Here is a 15,925-nt window from a genome sequence, read left to right on the forward strand (position 1 = left end):
CATATGGATACCGGGATAATGAATACTTCTTCCTGAAGATAAAAGCAGCGTTCCCCGGTAAAACGCGATGAACCATTAATCAGGCCCTGTAACCGGGTAATATAGGAGGCTCGCTGACCGATCCCCATCGGAATTGCCAGCGGGACCGCAATCAGCCCCGCATACTGACAGGCGAAAAATGACTCAGCAAACCCGGCGCTGGTTTCGGCAATTAAGCCAACACGGTCACCTTTTTTCAGCCCCAGCGACAGCAAACGACCGGCGGCAGAGACTGCCCGTAGCCTGAGTTCAGTGTAGTCCAGTACTTCAGTCAGCTGATTACGGCGATCATAGAAATTCATTCCGCTGTTTCCCCGGGCAGCATAATCTAACGCTGCCGTCAGCGACGGAAAATCAGCATAACGCATGGGAAGAGAATGGGTAGCACTGGTTTCTTTCACAGAAAAATTAGCCATAAATTTAATTCACCAACGACGACAGATATTATTGGTTGAAAAACTACTGTTTTATTTTTTAAGACATTCACTGAATAGTGCTTTCCCCGGAGAAAAACCTCCCGCACTAAAGGATAATATTTTTATTTCAGCTTACCTCCGTGAAAATAACAAGCAGCAGCTAAACTCCCCTGCTATAACCGGAACATTATAAAGTCACCTTGTATTATCGGCGATCGAACAAAGTTAAACATATCGTAAACAATAACCGGAAGTAGTTTAAAAGTGAATCTCTGATTTGTTTTACCGCACCCAAAGGCATTAAGTGATAAAAATACAGTATAACAGATTGAAAAAATCTTAAACTCCGATTAACAGGAGCTAATCATTAATTAACTATTATTTTGAATAGCACCAAACGATTAACGCTTTATAAAAATATCTGTCATTACTTTTCATCCGCAAGAGAATAGCAATAGCCATCGGATATAATATGAAATTATATTTTCCGCCAGTTATTATTCAGATAAATGAAAGAAATAATGCTGCTGAGGCAGTGAGTATATCCGTTATATAAATACCCCGTTACTGACCGGTACTGGCTGATGCCGGTAATATTATTTAAGGCTTTTTATGATTCAAATTGACGCTGTACAGGATAAAGACGATCTTAAAGATTTTATTAATTTTCCTTCATCATTGTACCCTGATGACCCGAACTGGATCATTCCTTTATTTGTCGAACGTGCAGAACATCTTTCAGACAAAAATCCGGCTGCAGAACATATCGAATGGCAGGCGTGGCTGGCCAGAAAAAATGGTCATATCGTCGGACGAATTACGGCACAGATCGACCGCCTGCATCAGCAGTTATACGGTAACCAGAGTGGTCATTTCGGTATGATTGATGCTATCGACGATAATGCCGTATTCGCTGCATTATTTACTGCTGCAGAGGCCTGGCTGCGGTCCAAAGGGGCAGTGATGATTACCGGTCCCTTTAGCCTGAATATTAATCAGGAAAGCGGATTACTGATTGACGGTTTTGATACCCCGCCGTCGGCGATGATGAACCACGGTAAACCCTATTACGCTGCCTGTCTGGAACAACAGGGATACGCTCAGGATACGGATTTACTGGCCTACCGGATGCAAAGGACAGACCTGTGTTTCTCAGACTCACTGAGAAAACTGATGTCACAGGCCAGCAGCAAAGTCACCCTTCGGCGTCTGGACCGTAAGCAGTTCTCCGCAGAAATGCAGTTGCTGCGTGATATTTTCAACTCCGGCTGGCAGCACAACCGCGGATTTGTCCCCTTTACTGCCCATGAATTCGCCACTATGGGGGGACAACTGAAATATCTGGTGCCCGATGATATGATTTACATTGCCGAAATCAATGGCGTGCCCTGCGCATTTATCGTCGGCCTGCCCAATATTAATGAAGCCATTAACGGCCTGAATGGCAGCCTGTTCCCCTTTGGCTGGGCCCGGCTATTGTGGCGATTGAAAATCCGTGGTGTACGCACAGCCAGAGTCCCTTTAATGGGGGTCCGTCACGAATATCAGTTCAGCCGCCTCGGGCCGGTTATTGCCTTATTACTGATCGAAGCATTACGTGAGCCTTTCGCCCGCCACCGGATTGATTGCCTGGAAATGTCGTGGATTTTGGAATCGAATAGCGGAATGCGCACTATCCTGGAGCGGATTGGTGCCGTGGTTTATAAACGCTACCGTATCTATCATAAACAACTGTCATCGCCGGTATAGCCTCAGCCCCCCCCCACAGGGCAATTACCCGTTGACCTGTGACAGACGAAGAACTGTGACTGAGAAGGCGGTAATCACCCTGTTACTGCCGGTGCTGACCGGCCAGCGCGGGTTAACACTGACCGCAACAAGGAAAATATTATTTTTATGAATCTGAGCAGAAAAAAAGGATTAGCAAGATTAACTGCCAGTATCAATAACTCCTGGCAGGGGTTTAAAAATGCACTCTCTACGGAAGAGGCTTTTCGTCAGTTAATCATTATTAATAGTGTGCTGCTGGTCATTATCCTGTTTTTGCCTGTCCCGCCGCTGGAAAAACTGCTATTGATCGCCTGCAGTTTCTTGTTACTGGTGGTGGAACTCCTGAATACGGCCATCGAAACCGTCGTTGACCGCATATCCTCACAGATCCACCCCCTTTCAAAAAGAGCAAAGGATATCAGCGGTGCCGCCCAGCTGGTGGCCGTAACCCTGACTATTCTGGTGTGGACCGTGGTACTGGTGTGGGGCTGATGGCCAGTTAATTTTCCCGCCACTGACCTACACTGCTTCTCAGAATTATCCCTGCTCAAGCCACCTTTTCGCTGCTATACTTTAGCCGTTTTCATCTGAAACCGGCCAGTGACCGGGCAGTGGAACAACAATACTGATGGTGCAATACCCTTCCCGGCAGGTTTCGGCTGCCGGCTGTACCGGTCTCCGTGTTATCAATAACCGGCCGGAAACATCTTAATTATTGATGTTAATTCATTTGCATACACTAATCATAACGACAGAGCCGTGGGTGGCAGGCTGGAGTATCGGTTATTTAAAGGAGCAATAATGTTAAATAAACACGCTGCTGGCGCAATAATGATCATTGCAGGAGCCATCTGTTATGGCATGCCGGGGATTATACTCAGTCTGGCACTCCGCCATGGCGCACACACCAGTAACATTATTGCCACACAATACTTATTCTCTTTTATTCTGTTTTTTGTGCTGTCGGAGTTTACCCGGAATAAAAAAGCCACCATCCCGACCAGAGAAAAAGCTATCGCCTTGTTTACAGGGATGCCGCTACTGGGCGTCACTTACTGCTTTTTTCAGTCGGTCTTTTATATCGGAGTCCCGACAGCAACATTACTGATGATGCAGTCGTCATGGATTGTGCCGCTCATTAACGCCATTATCAGAAGAACGCCTGTCGCCCGTAAAGATATACTGTTGTTACTCTGTATTATCACCGGGGTCGCCATTGCCACCGGGGTCTTTCGCGGGTCGATGCGCCTGAACATTATCGGTATCAGCTGGGGACTGGGGGCGGCTCTCTGCTATAGCCTGGTGATACTTTCGTCGTCACAGATAGCCAAAGAAAGCCGTGTTATTGATAAGGCCAGATTACTGACTCTCGGGGCGTTTATTACCGCCATCTGTGTCATGAAAGATAACGTCGATATTTCGCCGTTTACCACCGACAGTTACTGGTCGCTGTTAACCGCCGTATTCTCGTCAATACTGCCCGTATTACTGTTCGGGCTGGGGATGCCAAGAACCGCCCCGTCACTGGCCGGTATGCTGGTGACCATCGAATTGCCGGCGGCGTATGTCTTTTCGTACCTGATTCTGGCCGAAAAAATCAACATCGATCAGATTGTCGGCTGTCTGATTATTGTCTTGTCACTGGTAGTACCGGGGCTTATCGGTAAGTATAAATCCCGCTGAAGTTTCTGCCCTGCTACACTCCGGCCTGCGTCGGCGAAAGCTCAGGCCGGTAGCGCAGTGCTTCAATCAGCAGGGAAAATGCTGCCGGGTGCTGTCTTCGGCTCGGATAATAGAGAGAGTACCCGGCAAAAGCCGGGCACCAGTCATCAAGTACCGTCAGTAACCGTCCCCCGGCAATCGCCTCTGATATCTGGTCCGCGGGGACAAATACCAGTCCCAGCCCGCAAAGCGCTGCATCAATGCGTTGTGAAAGGCTGCTGATGATCAGTGCCCCGTTAACCCGTACCCGCAGCGGCTTGCCCTGTGCTTCAAATTCCCAGTGATACAATGCACCGCTTCCGGGCAGGCGCATATTAATACACTGGTGTTGCAGTAAATCCTGCGGAGTCTGCGGGATCCCCCGTGCGGCAAAGTAGTCCGGAGAACCGGCAACCACCATCCGTATATCGGGGCCGATAGGTACTGCCACCATATCTTTTTCGATACTTTCCCCGAGCCGGACTCCGGCATCAAACCGCTGCTCAACAATATCGATAAAACGGTTATCGGCCACCAGTTCAATACTGATTTGCGGATACTGGCGGGTAAAGAGCTTTATTTTAGGCCATAGCAGGCTTTCCAGCGCATGCTCACTGACAGACAACCGTAAACTGCCTGTCGGCTGACCACTCAGTTGTAACAGGGCATCAAACTCCTGTTCCAGTGCCGACAGGCGCGGTGCCAGACAGGCAATCAGCCGTTCTCCGGCCTCAGTCGGTGCCACACTGCGGGTAGTTCGTGTCAGCAACCGCAGGTTAAGGCGGTTCTCCAGGGCTTTCATCCCGTGACTCAGCGCCGACTGGGATACTCCTAACCGGGCCGCGGCTTTAGTAAAGCTGCGTTCCCTGGCTACCACCAGAAAGTTTTGTAGTTCGTTAAAATTTTCTTTCAGCACAACCCGCTTCCTTATTTACGACCCATCCGCCTGCCGGGGGGAGCAGGCGGCGAACACAATATGGCCGGTAATAGCCCCTGACCGGATAGCACTGTGCCTGAGTGCCATCGCTGCCGCCATTTACTGTCCGGCCGGTGCCGGTTCTGCAAGAGATTTACGTTTTATCAGGGTTGCCGCTGCCAGAATCAGCATGACCAGCGCTTCGGCGGCCAGAAACCCGGCCATCGCCTGCGGGTAACTGCCCTGCTGATGATACTGATGCAGGTAAACTGCACCGGCAACGGCAGGACCTAATCCAAGGGCTGCCTGCTGCAGGGTACTGAGAATCGCGCTTCCGGCCCCGGCATCGCTGGCCGGGATATCCCGCATCCCTACCCGGTAAAAGCAGTTAACAATAATTGCCTGACCCAGCCCAAGTAAAATGCTGCCCGGGGCGATAGCCAGGGCGCCGGTTGAATTCCCCAGTATCCAGAGGGTCATCATCAGCACCAATACCCCGCTGACCTGAATTAAAATGCCGGTCAGTAACACCGGGGCCGTCGAATAACGACGGATCAGCTTCGGGGCATAGAGTGCCGACAGAAAATAAGCCACTCCCAGCACAATAAAACTGTTTCCGGACTGTAAGGGCCCCATTCCGGCACCGGCCTGTAACGTCAGTGCCATGCAGAACATAAATCCTGACCAGCAGCTGAAAAAAAGAAATGCGATCAATAAACTAAAGCGTACCCCTGGCAGTTTCAGCAAATGCGGCGGTAACAGCGGCTGCTGACCGCGCTGTTGCTGGGCCAGCGCCCCTTTACGCATCAGTAATGCCAGTGGCACAGTAATCAGCAGCATCACTTGCATTTGCCACGGCCAGTGCAGAGAGGGGCCGAGAGCCAGCGGAAACAACAGACAGCAAAGAATGATTGCCAGTAACAATGTGCCCTGCCAGTCGATACGTGATGCCCTGTCACTGCGGGTTTCAGGAATAAAGTGCCGGCTGAACAGCAATACCAGCAGGCAAATAGGAACATTAATAAAAAAGGCATTACGCCAGCCCAGACCGGCGATATCCGCCGAAACCAGCCAGCCGCCCCCCATCTGACCGATAATAAAGGCGATACCGCCGATCCCGCTGTACAGACTGATCGCCCGCGCATGGGCAGTGCCTTTCAGCGTCACATGCAGAGTGGCGAGGATCTGCGGGACAATTAATGCCGCTCCGGCCCCCTGTATTGTCCGCGACACTAACAGGGTATTGACGCTTCCGGCCAGACCACAAAATAATGAAGCAATACCAAAAATAACCACCCCGGCCAGCAGTACCCGCCGCCGGCCATAGTTGTCACCCAGTTTACTGCCAACGGCCAGACAAACAGCAAATGCCACCCCGTACAGGGCGACAATCAGCTCCAGATCTGTGGCAGTACTCGCCAGAGAACGGGTAATAGAGTCCAGTGCCACATTAGTAATCGACGTATCGATCAGTGGCAGCATTTGGGCGGTTAATAACAGTATCAGGCCGATTTTCCCCGGCGAGGCAGGTGAAGCGTTCATTGAAACTCCGTTGCGTGATTCACTTTCTGGCCGTAGTATTGACGATAATTTAACAGGGTACCAGTAGCTGTTTATACTGGTACTGGCACTACTATGCAGGAGTTTCAGTGACTATCATCACCCGCCAGGCCACCCTCAGTTCTCCTGAAAGAAACAGCCGCCAGCTGCTGGCCACCTTTTTACGTACCCGCAGAGAAAGTCTTGATCCTCAAAGGCTTGGATTACCGCGCAGTGGCCGTCGCCGGACACCCGGTCTGCGCAGGGAAGAAGTGGCCATGCTGGCCGATGTCGGGGTGACCTGGTATACCTGGCTGGAACAGGGCCGGCAGATGAAACCTTCGGCTGCCGTACTGGCCTCGGTCAGCCAGGCACTGCAATGTACCCCGGCCGAAACCCGCTACCTGTTTATACTGGCGGGACTGCCGGTGCCCGGAGAGCCGCCTTCTTCCGTGTGTCAGCAAGCCGGGCCCGCTTCCCAGCGGCTGCTACGATCGCTGATGCCTAATCCGGCGGCACTGGAACGGCCTAATTTTGATCTGATTGGCTATAACCAGAGTTTTTGCCGGTTAATGGGCGTCGACCTGGATCAGGTACCGCCGGAAGATCGCAACTGTATTTATCAGTACCTGACCAGTGCCGAATGGCGCAGCCGTTTCTGTGGGGAAGACAAAGTGTTACCCGTATTTGTCGCTTATTTCCGTGCCGGAATGGCAGAATACCGCGGGGACCCGCGCTGGGATACGCTGCTGGAACGTTTTTTTACCGTATCTCCGCGGTTTCATGAATTGTGGAATCAGCACTATGAAATCCGCAGCATCGAAAATCATATAAAGAACTTTAACCATCCGCAACTTGGTACTATTACTCTGCAGCAGATGAACTGGTATTCAGCACCACGCGATGGTTCGAGGTTGCTGGTTTATCTGCCACTGGATGCCAGTGGTGAAAAGACTGTCGCTGCCCTTGCTGCCGGCCCGCAGGCCGGTCAGTCCCCCCATGACAGGGAATAATCCGTTGTCATACATGAAAGCTGCTGTCGGCGATATCAGTAATAAACATATGGCCCGGAGCGTGGCTGATAGCAAAAGGTAACCGCGAGGCCATCACTGCCGCCTGGGGAGTCACTCCGCAGGCCCAGAACACGGGGATTTCCCCCGGTTTAATCTGTACGGCATCACCGAAGTCAGGCTGCGCCAGATCACGGATCCCCAGTGCCGCAGGCTCACCAATATGTACCGGCGCACCATGTACTGCGGGATAGCGGGCAGTGATTGCCACCGCATCTGCTACCCGATCCGCCGCCACCGGCCGCATTGAAACCACCATTTCGCCCTGTAAACATCCCGCCGGACGACACTGACGGTTAGTGCGATACATGGGGACATTACAACCGGCGCTAATATGCCGGATCTCGATACCGGCTTGCTGCAACGGTGTCTCAAAGGTAAAACTACAGCCAATAAGAAAGGTCACCAGATCCGGATGCTGTGCCCAGAGTGACGACGCATCGGCAATTTCTTCGGCCAGTGCGCCATCCCGCCAGACCCGGTATAGAGGAAGATCGCGGCTGATATCTGCGCCTGCTGCCAGCGGGGTCGTTGTTTTTCCGGCTTCTATCACATCCAGTACCGGACAGGCTTTGGGGTTACGCTGCGCATACAGCAAAAAATCCCAGGCCCTGTCGGCCGGTAAAGCAATCATATTGGCCTGGGTCATGCCGGGGGCAATACCGGCAGTCGGCATCACCCGCCCCTGACGAAATGCTGCCCGGGCAACCGGGGCGGTTACCCCCTGATATACAGCTGTATCATTATCTGCTGACATGCTTATCTCCGTTATATCGGTATTTGCGGCGAAACCGTTTTTTCTGTCGCGCCGCGAAAACAGTGATCAGGATGGCTGATTCTGATTAAGCGCCATCCCACGGGTTTCCGGAAGAGCCAGACAGGCGATAATCACCAGCAGATAGCTGCCTCCCGCCATATAACCAATCGCGGTCCCCAGCGGGATATAACCGCTGAGAAAGCCGACCATCCCCGGGAAAATAGCGCCGATAGCACGGCCAGCGTTATAACAAAACCCCTGACCAGAACCACGTATATGGCCGGGAAAAAGTTCACTGAGATAGGCCCCCATTCCCGAGAAAATCCCCGACAGGAAAAAGCCCAGCGGAAAACCGAGGATCATCATCACCTGGTTAGTGATCGGCAGTAAGGTATAGCCGCACACCAGCAAAATAGCGCAGACGGCAAACAGAATAAAACAGCGCCGGCGGCCTAAATAATCCGATAGCCAGGCACTGGTCAGATACCCGGCAAACGAACCGGCAATCAGGACCACCAGATAGCCGCTGGTATTGAGTACCGACAAGTGCCGCTCTGCTTTCAGGTAGGTCGGCAACCAGGTTGTCACGGAATAATAAGCTCCCTGCATACCTGTTGCCAGCAGACTGGCCAGCAGAGTAATACGCAGTATCCGCGGATGAAAGATCTGCATAAAACCGGCGGCAGATTGTCCGGTGGCCTGCCGCTGACGGCGGGCAGCAACAAAAATCTCCGGATCCTGCAATTGCCGGCGCAGAAAAACCAGCAGTAATGCGGGTAATGCCCCGACCCAGAACAGCACTCTCCAGGCATATTGCGCATCCACCAGCGCATATATTGCCCAGTAAGCGATAGCCGCAATACCCCAGCCAACCGCCCAGCTGCTTTGTACCAGTCCGACAGCTTTCCCCCGATGCCGCGCACGGATCATTTCGGCTATCAGTACTGACCCGACCGACCACTCTCCGCCGAAACCCAGCCCCTGCATCACACGGGTGAATAACAATTGCTCGGCGGATGTGACAAAGCTACTGCATAAGGTGAAGAAACTGAACCATAATACGATCAGTTGCAGGATCCTGACACGGCCATAACGGTCGGCCAGAATTCCGGCTATCCAGCCCCCGATCGCCGACGAAATCAGCGCGCCGGTTGCAATATATCCGGCTTCTGTTTTACTCATGCCCCACAGAGTAATAAAGGTCGGGATCATAAAGGTATAGATCATTGAATCGAACGCATCGATCCCGTACCCCATAAATGCCGCCGCCAGTGTCTTGCGCTCGCTGCTGTTTGTTTCTTTTAACCACATAATCGTCCCCTGCCGTCCGGTGTTGCAGGCCGTATATCACACGGCCCGTTTTTCAGGTCATCTGCATATATTTTTATTGGTTGTCTTACTGTCACAAGCAAGGCCCGTGCCAGTATTCTCCTGCCCCTGCAGGCGGTTGTTTACCTCCGCCAGCCATATTGTTGAACAATATTCAGGGCTGTGTTCCACTAGCGGACCGGCTCTGCCCGCAACGGCCTGCCAGGGAAGCACTTTTATAGTGCAGGCAAGGGGGCAGATAGCACCATAAAGGTGCATTTAGCGGATAACCGCTGGTCAGGACGGGTTATTTGGCATTTTCCTGCCTGATATGAGAATGTGAAGTGAATATCATCAATATTGCAGAGCTTATGGTTAATACTCCTGTTCCCGGGTTATCCCCACAAAATCTGGCTGACCGGATTGCCGATCAGTTAAGAAATGAATTAGTTCACGGAAAATATGCGCCGGGGATGCACCTGTCAGAAGCCGGTCTCTGTGAACAGCTGAACGTCTCGCGGAACACCCTGCGCGAAGCTTTCAGAGTGCTGATCAAAGAGGGCTTGTTGCAGCATATTCCTCACCGCGGGGTCAGTGTGATTGTCCCGACACTGGAAACGATTATTGATATTTACCGGGTACGTAAACTGATTGAATGCAGGGCTGTGTCACTGGCGTATCCGCTGCATCCGGCGGTGAAACGGATGCGCAGTGCGGTCAGCCAGGCAGAAGCTTATCAGCAAAAAAAACACTGGGCAGCGGTCGGCACTGCCAATATGGACTTTCACCGTGCGATTGCTGAACTGACCGACAGCCCGCGTGTTATTGCACTGTTTGATCACCTGCTGGCTGAATTACGGCTGGCGTTTGGTCTGCTGGATGATGCTGAGTTTCTGCACTCCCCCTATCTGCCGATGAACGGGCAGATCACCACTCTGCTGGAACAGCAACAACCGGATACCGCAGCAGAATTACTGAGTGATTATCTGCATCATTCGGAGCGGGTGATCATTGCCGCTTATAGCCGCCGGATGAGGACCGATAGCCGCGGCAACGGATTCAGCCATAAGTAATCCCCGTCAGCGCCCCCAGCCTGGCGATACTGCGTAAAGGGCCCCCCTGACTCAGGGAATATTCCCAGACATTACCGCCGAGGTCGGTGATCCACATCCGGCGGTTGTCCGCATCTCTGACCAGGGCTATCGCTTCCTGTAACCCGCGCGCCAGGATCTGGTGGTCGGTCAAACGGCCATCCACCAGCCGGGCACAGTTCAGAGAGTTCCCCCCGCTGGCGTCGTCACCACGATCCGTCCAGTACATGATCCCGCGGGCAGCATCATAGTCCAGGTCAATCGGTTCCGGCAGTCCTGACAGCATGACTTCAATATCCGGACGATTACTGGCTTCTGAACCGCGGGGCAGCCTCAGCCCGGCACGTAAGATCTGTCCCTGTCCCCCTTTCGGCGGCCCTTTCAGGGTCCAGTAAATATAGCCCTGCTGATTGTCTATCGCCACCCCCACACAATGCCGGGTATAGTCGCCGCTATCGGCCGGAAACAGGCCGGTTTGTACCAGCACCTTCAGGTCACTGCCATCTTCCCTGGCACAGAAAACCCGCATTCCTTCACGGTCACACCAGTACAACAGACCGTTTTCCGCATCATGGATTAACTGCTTACCGGTAACAAAGATCCCGTTTCCCGCCAGCAGACGACGATCACGGCCTTCTGTGGTCATCGACTCCAGTCGCCCGTCGGCCTGGAAAAACTCCGAACTATCGGCGCGGGTCGCAGCCCCCATATAAGTCACAAACAGGCGCCGGTTCAGAGGATCGATTGCAATACCGTCCGGATGGGTGTTAAGCCCGGCAACCAGGGTTCGTAATCCGCCAGTGTCAGGATCCAGTTCAAGGATCCGGCCCGGCGTAGTGACCTGCAAAAGATACAGTTTTTTGCCCATTTTATCGCTCCGCATCATCGTCATCTCAGATTCCTGTGCATATCAGGGGGCCGAAACAGCCGGGATTAATCGGCAATAAAACGTAATAATCGCTGACTGAGGCGGCGGTTTTCCCTGTCCAGCCGGTCAATCCGGTCCAGTAATGATAATGCGACGGCAATCCCCGGCCAGTCCAGCTCCAGCTCACGCTGCAGACGCTGTGCCCGGTGAAAGGCAGCGATCGCCTGGTCATCGAAGCGCCATTCCGCGGACGGAGTCTCCTGCTCTGCCGGACGGAGTACACCCAGCCCGATAATCTCCGTCAGTTCGGTCCGGGACAGTCCGGTATGCTGGCAAAATTCAGTGACCGTAAAGCGGATATTGACGGTAGCCATTATTTTTTCCCCCATCCCTGCCGCGGATCGTAGCCGGATCCGGCTTCCGCCAGCTGTTGCCATAACTCACGGCTTTTTTCATCCGTGGTTGCAGGGACCACTATTTTGATCACTGCGTACAAATCCCCCTGCTGTTTTTTACCGGATAATCCTTTCCCTTTCAGTCTCAGGCGTTTACCGGCCTGAGTACCGGCAGGGATGGTCAGCAGAATGCTGTCATGCAGGGTGGGTAACGCCACTTTGGTCCCCAGTACCGCTTCCCAGGGGGCGAGAGGCAATACCACTTCCAGATCATTACCCACCACATCAAATAACGGGTGCGGCGCAATACGGACCACCAGATAGAGGTCGCCCGCCGGTCCGCCGGCACTCCCCGGTGCTCCCTGCCCTTTCAGCCGGATACGCTCGCCGTCACCGACCCCGGCAGGAATTTTCACCTTCAGCGTTTTAGGGGTTTCGCGGATCACTGAGCCAAAGACGTCATACTCCGGCAGTGTATAACGGATAGTCCGGGTTTCACCGGTTTGTGCTTCTTCCAGAAACACAGCAACTTCGGTTTCAATATCCTGTCCGCGTTGCGGACGCTGCTGACGAGACTGGCGGCCCTGCTGGCCGAACATCGAACTAAAGAAATCAGAGAAATCGGCACTGTGCTCGTCACCGTAGCTGTGCTGAGACTGTCCGCCAGACTGGTGTGCATTAAAACGGGGATCGTTACGGTGCTGCCACAGCTGGTCATATTCTTCGCGGCGTTGTTGATCTTTGAGGACTTCATAAGCTTCCGCGATTTCTTTAAACCGCGTTTCAGCATCTTTTTCGGTGCTGACATCAGGGTGGTATTTGCGGGCCAGCCGCCGGTAAGCCGTTTTAATCGCTTTCAGGTCGTCGGTACGTTCAACGCCCAGGATGGCATAATAATCCTTTAATTCCATAGTATTATCTTCCGGATCAGTAAACAGAATTATACGGGATGGATAACGGTATTAGGGTTACCGTGCAGTAAATATAGTCCCCGCCAGGAGGATTTGCAGCGGTAATTTATCAGCCGCTTGCGGAAAAACACCGGCCGCAACACTCTGAGCTGAAGCCGGCAGAGGCAACAGGCCCTGACACCTCAGCTTACATTAATTTATCCGCCTGGCTGAAAGTATCCCTGTTGCCGGCCAGCCCTGCACTCTGCGGCCCCCCGCCCTTAGCAGCAGTCCCTGCTGTCAGGCATTGATCAGCGCATATAACACTGCGTTTATCCGGCGATGGCCACAGATAATATTTATTTACCTTACAACATAACTGCCGGAGGTTTGTGCCCGCGCCCGTTTCAGTCCGTATACAGAACTGTCAATCAGGACTACTTTATAGGTTGCTGCCGGCCGCGGACAGCATGCTAAATAATGTCACCGGCTTATCTGCAGGGAGAATATTGTGATTGAATTGATAATTGCGGCTCTGTTACCGATTGTTGTAACGCTGATGCTGGGGTTTGTCGCCGGATGGCACCATGACTTTGACGCCGGGCAAGGCGCGGTTCTGAACCGGATGGTGATGCTGTATGCACTGCCCCTGACATTATTTGCCGGAATGATGGGATTATCGCGGTCCGTGTTGCTCTCACAAGGAACAATTGCCTTGATTCTGCTGGCAGGGATGGCTGGCGGATATTTACTGGTGTTTCTGCTGGCACGGCTGGTGTTTCGCCAGGCCGCGGGGGTTGCCGCGTTACTGGCTCTGGCAATCGCCGGCCCGGCGGTGCCTTTTGTCGGTGTTCCGGTACTCGGCCATTTATACGGCACCATCAGTACCCTGCCGATCGCCCTGTGCAGCATTATTATGAACCTGTTCCAGGTACCGCTGACGTTACTGATACTTTCCTCTGGCGCACCTGACAGAAAAGACGCCGGATTTATACAGCATATTGTGCATACGCTAAAAGAACCGGTGGTGTGGGCCCCGCTGCTGGCGCTGGTGTTACTGCTGTGCAACCTGCATATTCCCGATCAGTTCCGCAATGCATTACAGCTGCTGGGCGGCACCACCGGCGGTGTTGCTCTGTTTGCCTCCGGGGTTATTCTTTATTCCTACCATGTGGTTTTTAACCGCGGCGTTATCCTGTCAGTGATTGCCAAAAATATTATTTTACCGCTGGTGATTATGGCCCTTGCCCTGTGGATGCATGCGGATAAGCAGACACTCGATTTATCGGTGATCAGTATGGCCATCCCCACCGCCTCAGTCTGCGTCATCCTGGCGGTGCAGTATAAAACCGCAGAGCAGGAAATGGCGTCGATTCTTTTCTTCAGTACTCTGTTCTCAATTCTGACCATGGGCGGATTATTATACTACCTCGGGGGGTAGCTAGCATTCCGCACCAGGGTTACCTGATAACCAGTCTCCCGGAGGTGTTGTATGACGACTCAAACCAGCAATGTCGCAGAATTTATGGTGTCCTGTCTCGAAGCAGAAGGGGTGGAATATGTGTTTGGTATTCCGGGTGAGGAAAATATTAAGTTTGTCAGGGCTGTCACCGCTTCCGATAAAATACGTTTTATCCTGGTACGTCATGAACAGGCAGCCTCGTTTATGGCCGATATTTATGGCCGCCTGACCGGAAAAGCCGGTGTCTGTACCGCAACCCTCGGCCCCGGGGCAATTAATCTGCTGCTGGGAACCGCCGATGCCCAGACCGATTCCAGTCCGCTGGTGGCTATTTCTGCCCAGGTCGGTCTGAACCGGATTTATAAAGAATCACATCAGATTATCGACCTTGTCGCCATGTTCAGGCCGGTAACCCACTGGGCTGAGACTATTTATACCCCGGCCGCCACCGCCGAAATGGTGCGTAAAGCCTTTCAGCTGGCCCAGCAGGAACGTCCCGGCGCCACTTATCTGGCGGTGCCTCAGGATGTTGAAGCCATGCCGGTGGACGCAACACTCACCCCGTTAATGCCCTCAGTGACAGGCCGCTCAGCCCCGGAAGATGCCGCGATACATCAGGCGGCAGAATTACTGCGTAACAGCCGCTTCCCGGTGATTCTGGCAGGCCACGGCGTCGCCCGTAACCGCGCTTCTGAGGCCCTGACCCATTTTGCGGAACACTACCAGCTGCCTGTCGCCACCACTTTTATGGGAAAAGGGGTGATCAGTGACCGCAGTACACAGGCGCTGGGTGTTATGGGGTTTATGCGTCATGATTACGAAAACTTCGCGTTCGATCAGGCCGACCTGATTTTGTCTGTCGGTTATGAGTTACAGGAGTTCGCCCCCCAGCGAATGAACCCGGATGCTGATAAAAAAATCATCCATATCAATACGTTCCTTCCGGATACCGATCAGCATTATGTGGCGGATATCAGTATTGTGGCCGATATTACCCTCAGTCTGCAGGCCCTGGGCCGGGCACTGGGGGAAGCACCGTTACACAGTCAGCCGGCTACCGCCCGTATTCGTCAGTTACGCCAGCAGGAGCTGGATAACGGTCAGCAGGATGACAGCTTTCCCCTCAAACCTCAGCGGATAGTCGCGGATATCCGCGCTGCGATGGGGGATGATGATATTGTGCTGGCCGATACAGGGGCAATAAAAATGTGGGTATCCCGCCTATACCCGGCCTGGCAGCCTCTGACCTGCCTGACCTCGAACGGCCTGTCAACGATGGCTTTTTCTTTACCCGGCGCGCTGGCGGCCAGGCTGGCTTTTCCACAGCGTAAAGTGCTGGCGGTAATGGGTGACGGCAGCTTTATGATGAACTCTCAGGAGATCGAAACAGCGGTACGTGAACAGATCCCGCTGGTGGTGCTGGTCTGGGTAGACGGCAGCTACGGACTGATTAAATGGAAAATGGATATGGAAGAAGGTGCCCATGATTCGGTGGATTTTGGTAACCCGGACTTTGTGAAATATGCGCAGAGCTTCGGGGCTCGCGGCTGTCTGATCGCCGAAGCAGCACAGCTGTTACCGGCACTGAACCGTGCCCTCGCAGAAGACGGCGTGACAGTCATCGCCTGCCCGGTGGACTACCGGGAGAATATGGCACTGGTCAGTAAGCTCGGTGAACTGACTATCGCCCTCTGAACGGCCTC

At 53.1% G+C, this 15,925-nt stretch carries 15 protein-coding genes; 7 read left to right on the plus strand and 8 right to left on the minus strand.

What is annotated here, in order from left to right:
* On the minus strand, positions 1–455 hold a 455-nt coding region (locus tag JK211_RS11500), incomplete at its 3' end, for an AMP-binding protein (RefSeq protein ID WP_249213787.1).
* A 612-nt stretch (positions 456–1,067) separates the two neighbouring features.
* On the opposite strand from JK211_RS11500, the gene JK211_RS11505 reads away from it, so the two are divergent.
* The 3 genes from JK211_RS11505 (at position 1,068) to JK211_RS11515 (ending at position 3,908) form a co-directional block, all read left to right on the plus strand.
* Complete coding sequence (locus JK211_RS11505) at positions 1,068–2,204, plus strand: N-acetyltransferase (RefSeq protein WP_212708823.1); 1,137 nt, start codon at positions 1,068–1,070, stop codon at positions 2,202–2,204.
* A gap of 147 nt (positions 2,205–2,351) precedes the next feature.
* Positions 2,352–2,717, plus strand: a complete 366-nt coding sequence (locus tag JK211_RS11510) for a diacylglycerol kinase (RefSeq protein WP_212708824.1) — start codon at positions 2,352–2,354, stop codon at positions 2,715–2,717.
* Between the two features lie 309 nt (positions 2,718–3,026).
* The gene (locus JK211_RS11515) at positions 3,027–3,908 is read left to right on the plus strand and encodes a DMT family transporter (protein WP_212708825.1); all 882 of its coding nucleotides are present in this window, start codon (positions 3,027–3,029) and stop codon (positions 3,906–3,908) included.
* A gap of 13 nt (positions 3,909–3,921) precedes the next feature.
* Here the strand turns inward: JK211_RS11515 and JK211_RS11520 are convergent, their stop codons facing one another.
* Complete coding sequence (locus JK211_RS11520) at positions 3,922–4,842, minus strand: LysR family transcriptional regulator (protein ID WP_212708826.1); 921 nt, start codon at positions 4,840–4,842, stop codon at positions 3,922–3,924.
* Positions 4,843–4,962: 120 nt separating this feature from the next.
* Positions 4,963–6,384: an MFS transporter gene (locus JK211_RS11525; RefSeq protein ID WP_212708827.1), complete on the minus strand. Its 1,422-nt coding sequence runs from the start codon at positions 6,382–6,384 to the stop codon at positions 4,963–4,965.
* Between the two features lie 107 nt (positions 6,385–6,491).
* Between JK211_RS11525 and JK211_RS11530 the strand changes: the two genes are divergently transcribed.
* On the plus strand, positions 6,492–7,394 hold the full coding sequence (locus JK211_RS11530) for a helix-turn-helix transcriptional regulator (RefSeq protein WP_343876581.1): 903 nt from the start codon (positions 6,492–6,494) through the stop codon (positions 7,392–7,394).
* A gap of 7 nt (positions 7,395–7,401) precedes the next feature.
* Here JK211_RS11530 and JK211_RS11535 read toward each other — a convergent pair whose 3' ends face one another.
* The gene (locus JK211_RS11535; RefSeq protein ID WP_212708828.1) at positions 7,402–8,208 is read right to left on the minus strand and encodes a putative hydro-lyase; all 807 of its coding nucleotides are present in this window, start codon (positions 8,206–8,208) and stop codon (positions 7,402–7,404) included.
* Between the two features lie 66 nt (positions 8,209–8,274).
* Complete coding sequence (locus JK211_RS11540) at positions 8,275–9,519, minus strand: MFS transporter (RefSeq protein WP_249213788.1); 1,245 nt, start codon at positions 9,517–9,519, stop codon at positions 8,275–8,277.
* A gap of 341 nt (positions 9,520–9,860) precedes the next feature.
* On the opposite strand from JK211_RS11540, the gene JK211_RS11545 reads away from it, so the two are divergent.
* On the plus strand, positions 9,861–10,589 hold the full coding sequence (locus JK211_RS11545) for a GntR family transcriptional regulator (protein ID WP_343876580.1): 729 nt from the start codon (positions 9,861–9,863) through the stop codon (positions 10,587–10,589).
* On the opposite strand, the gene JK211_RS11550 is transcribed toward JK211_RS11545, so the two are convergent.
* From JK211_RS11550 to cbpA, 3 genes are read right to left on the minus strand one after another with little or no spacing between them, the layout of a single operon-like run.
* A complete protein-coding gene (locus tag JK211_RS11550) occupies positions 10,576–11,499 on the minus strand; it encodes a hypothetical protein (RefSeq protein WP_212708829.1) in 924 nt (307 codons plus the stop codon). The two genes, JK211_RS11545 and JK211_RS11550, sit on opposite strands and share 14 nt — an antisense overlap.
* A 41-nt stretch (positions 11,500–11,540) precedes the next feature.
* On the minus strand, positions 11,541–11,849 hold the full coding sequence (cbpM, locus tag JK211_RS11555; RefSeq protein WP_212708830.1) for a chaperone modulator CbpM: 309 nt from the start codon (positions 11,847–11,849) through the stop codon (positions 11,541–11,543).
* Complete coding sequence (gene cbpA, locus JK211_RS11560; RefSeq protein WP_212708831.1) at positions 11,849–12,781, minus strand: curved DNA-binding protein; 933 nt, start codon at positions 12,779–12,781, stop codon at positions 11,849–11,851. Before cbpA ends, cbpM begins: the two co-directional genes overlap by 1 nt.
* Positions 12,782–13,271: 490 nt before the next feature.
* Here cbpA and JK211_RS11565 point away from each other — a divergent pair, with 490 nt between their 5' ends.
* Together JK211_RS11565 and JK211_RS11570 are read left to right on the plus strand one after the other, a co-directional pair.
* Entirely contained in the window at positions 13,272–14,201 is a 930-nt protein-coding gene (locus JK211_RS11565; protein ID WP_212708832.1) for an AEC family transporter, read from the plus strand.
* 51 nt (positions 14,202–14,252) lie between these two features.
* Positions 14,253–15,917: an acetolactate synthase large subunit gene (locus JK211_RS11570; protein ID WP_212708833.1), complete on the plus strand. Its 1,665-nt coding sequence runs from the start codon at positions 14,253–14,255 to the stop codon at positions 15,915–15,917.
* Positions 15,918–15,925: the final 8 nt, after the last annotated feature.

Source organism: Tatumella sp. JGM130, from assembly GCF_018257525.1.
Taxonomy (GTDB): Bacteria; Pseudomonadota; Gammaproteobacteria; order Enterobacterales; family Enterobacteriaceae; genus Tatumella; species Tatumella punctata.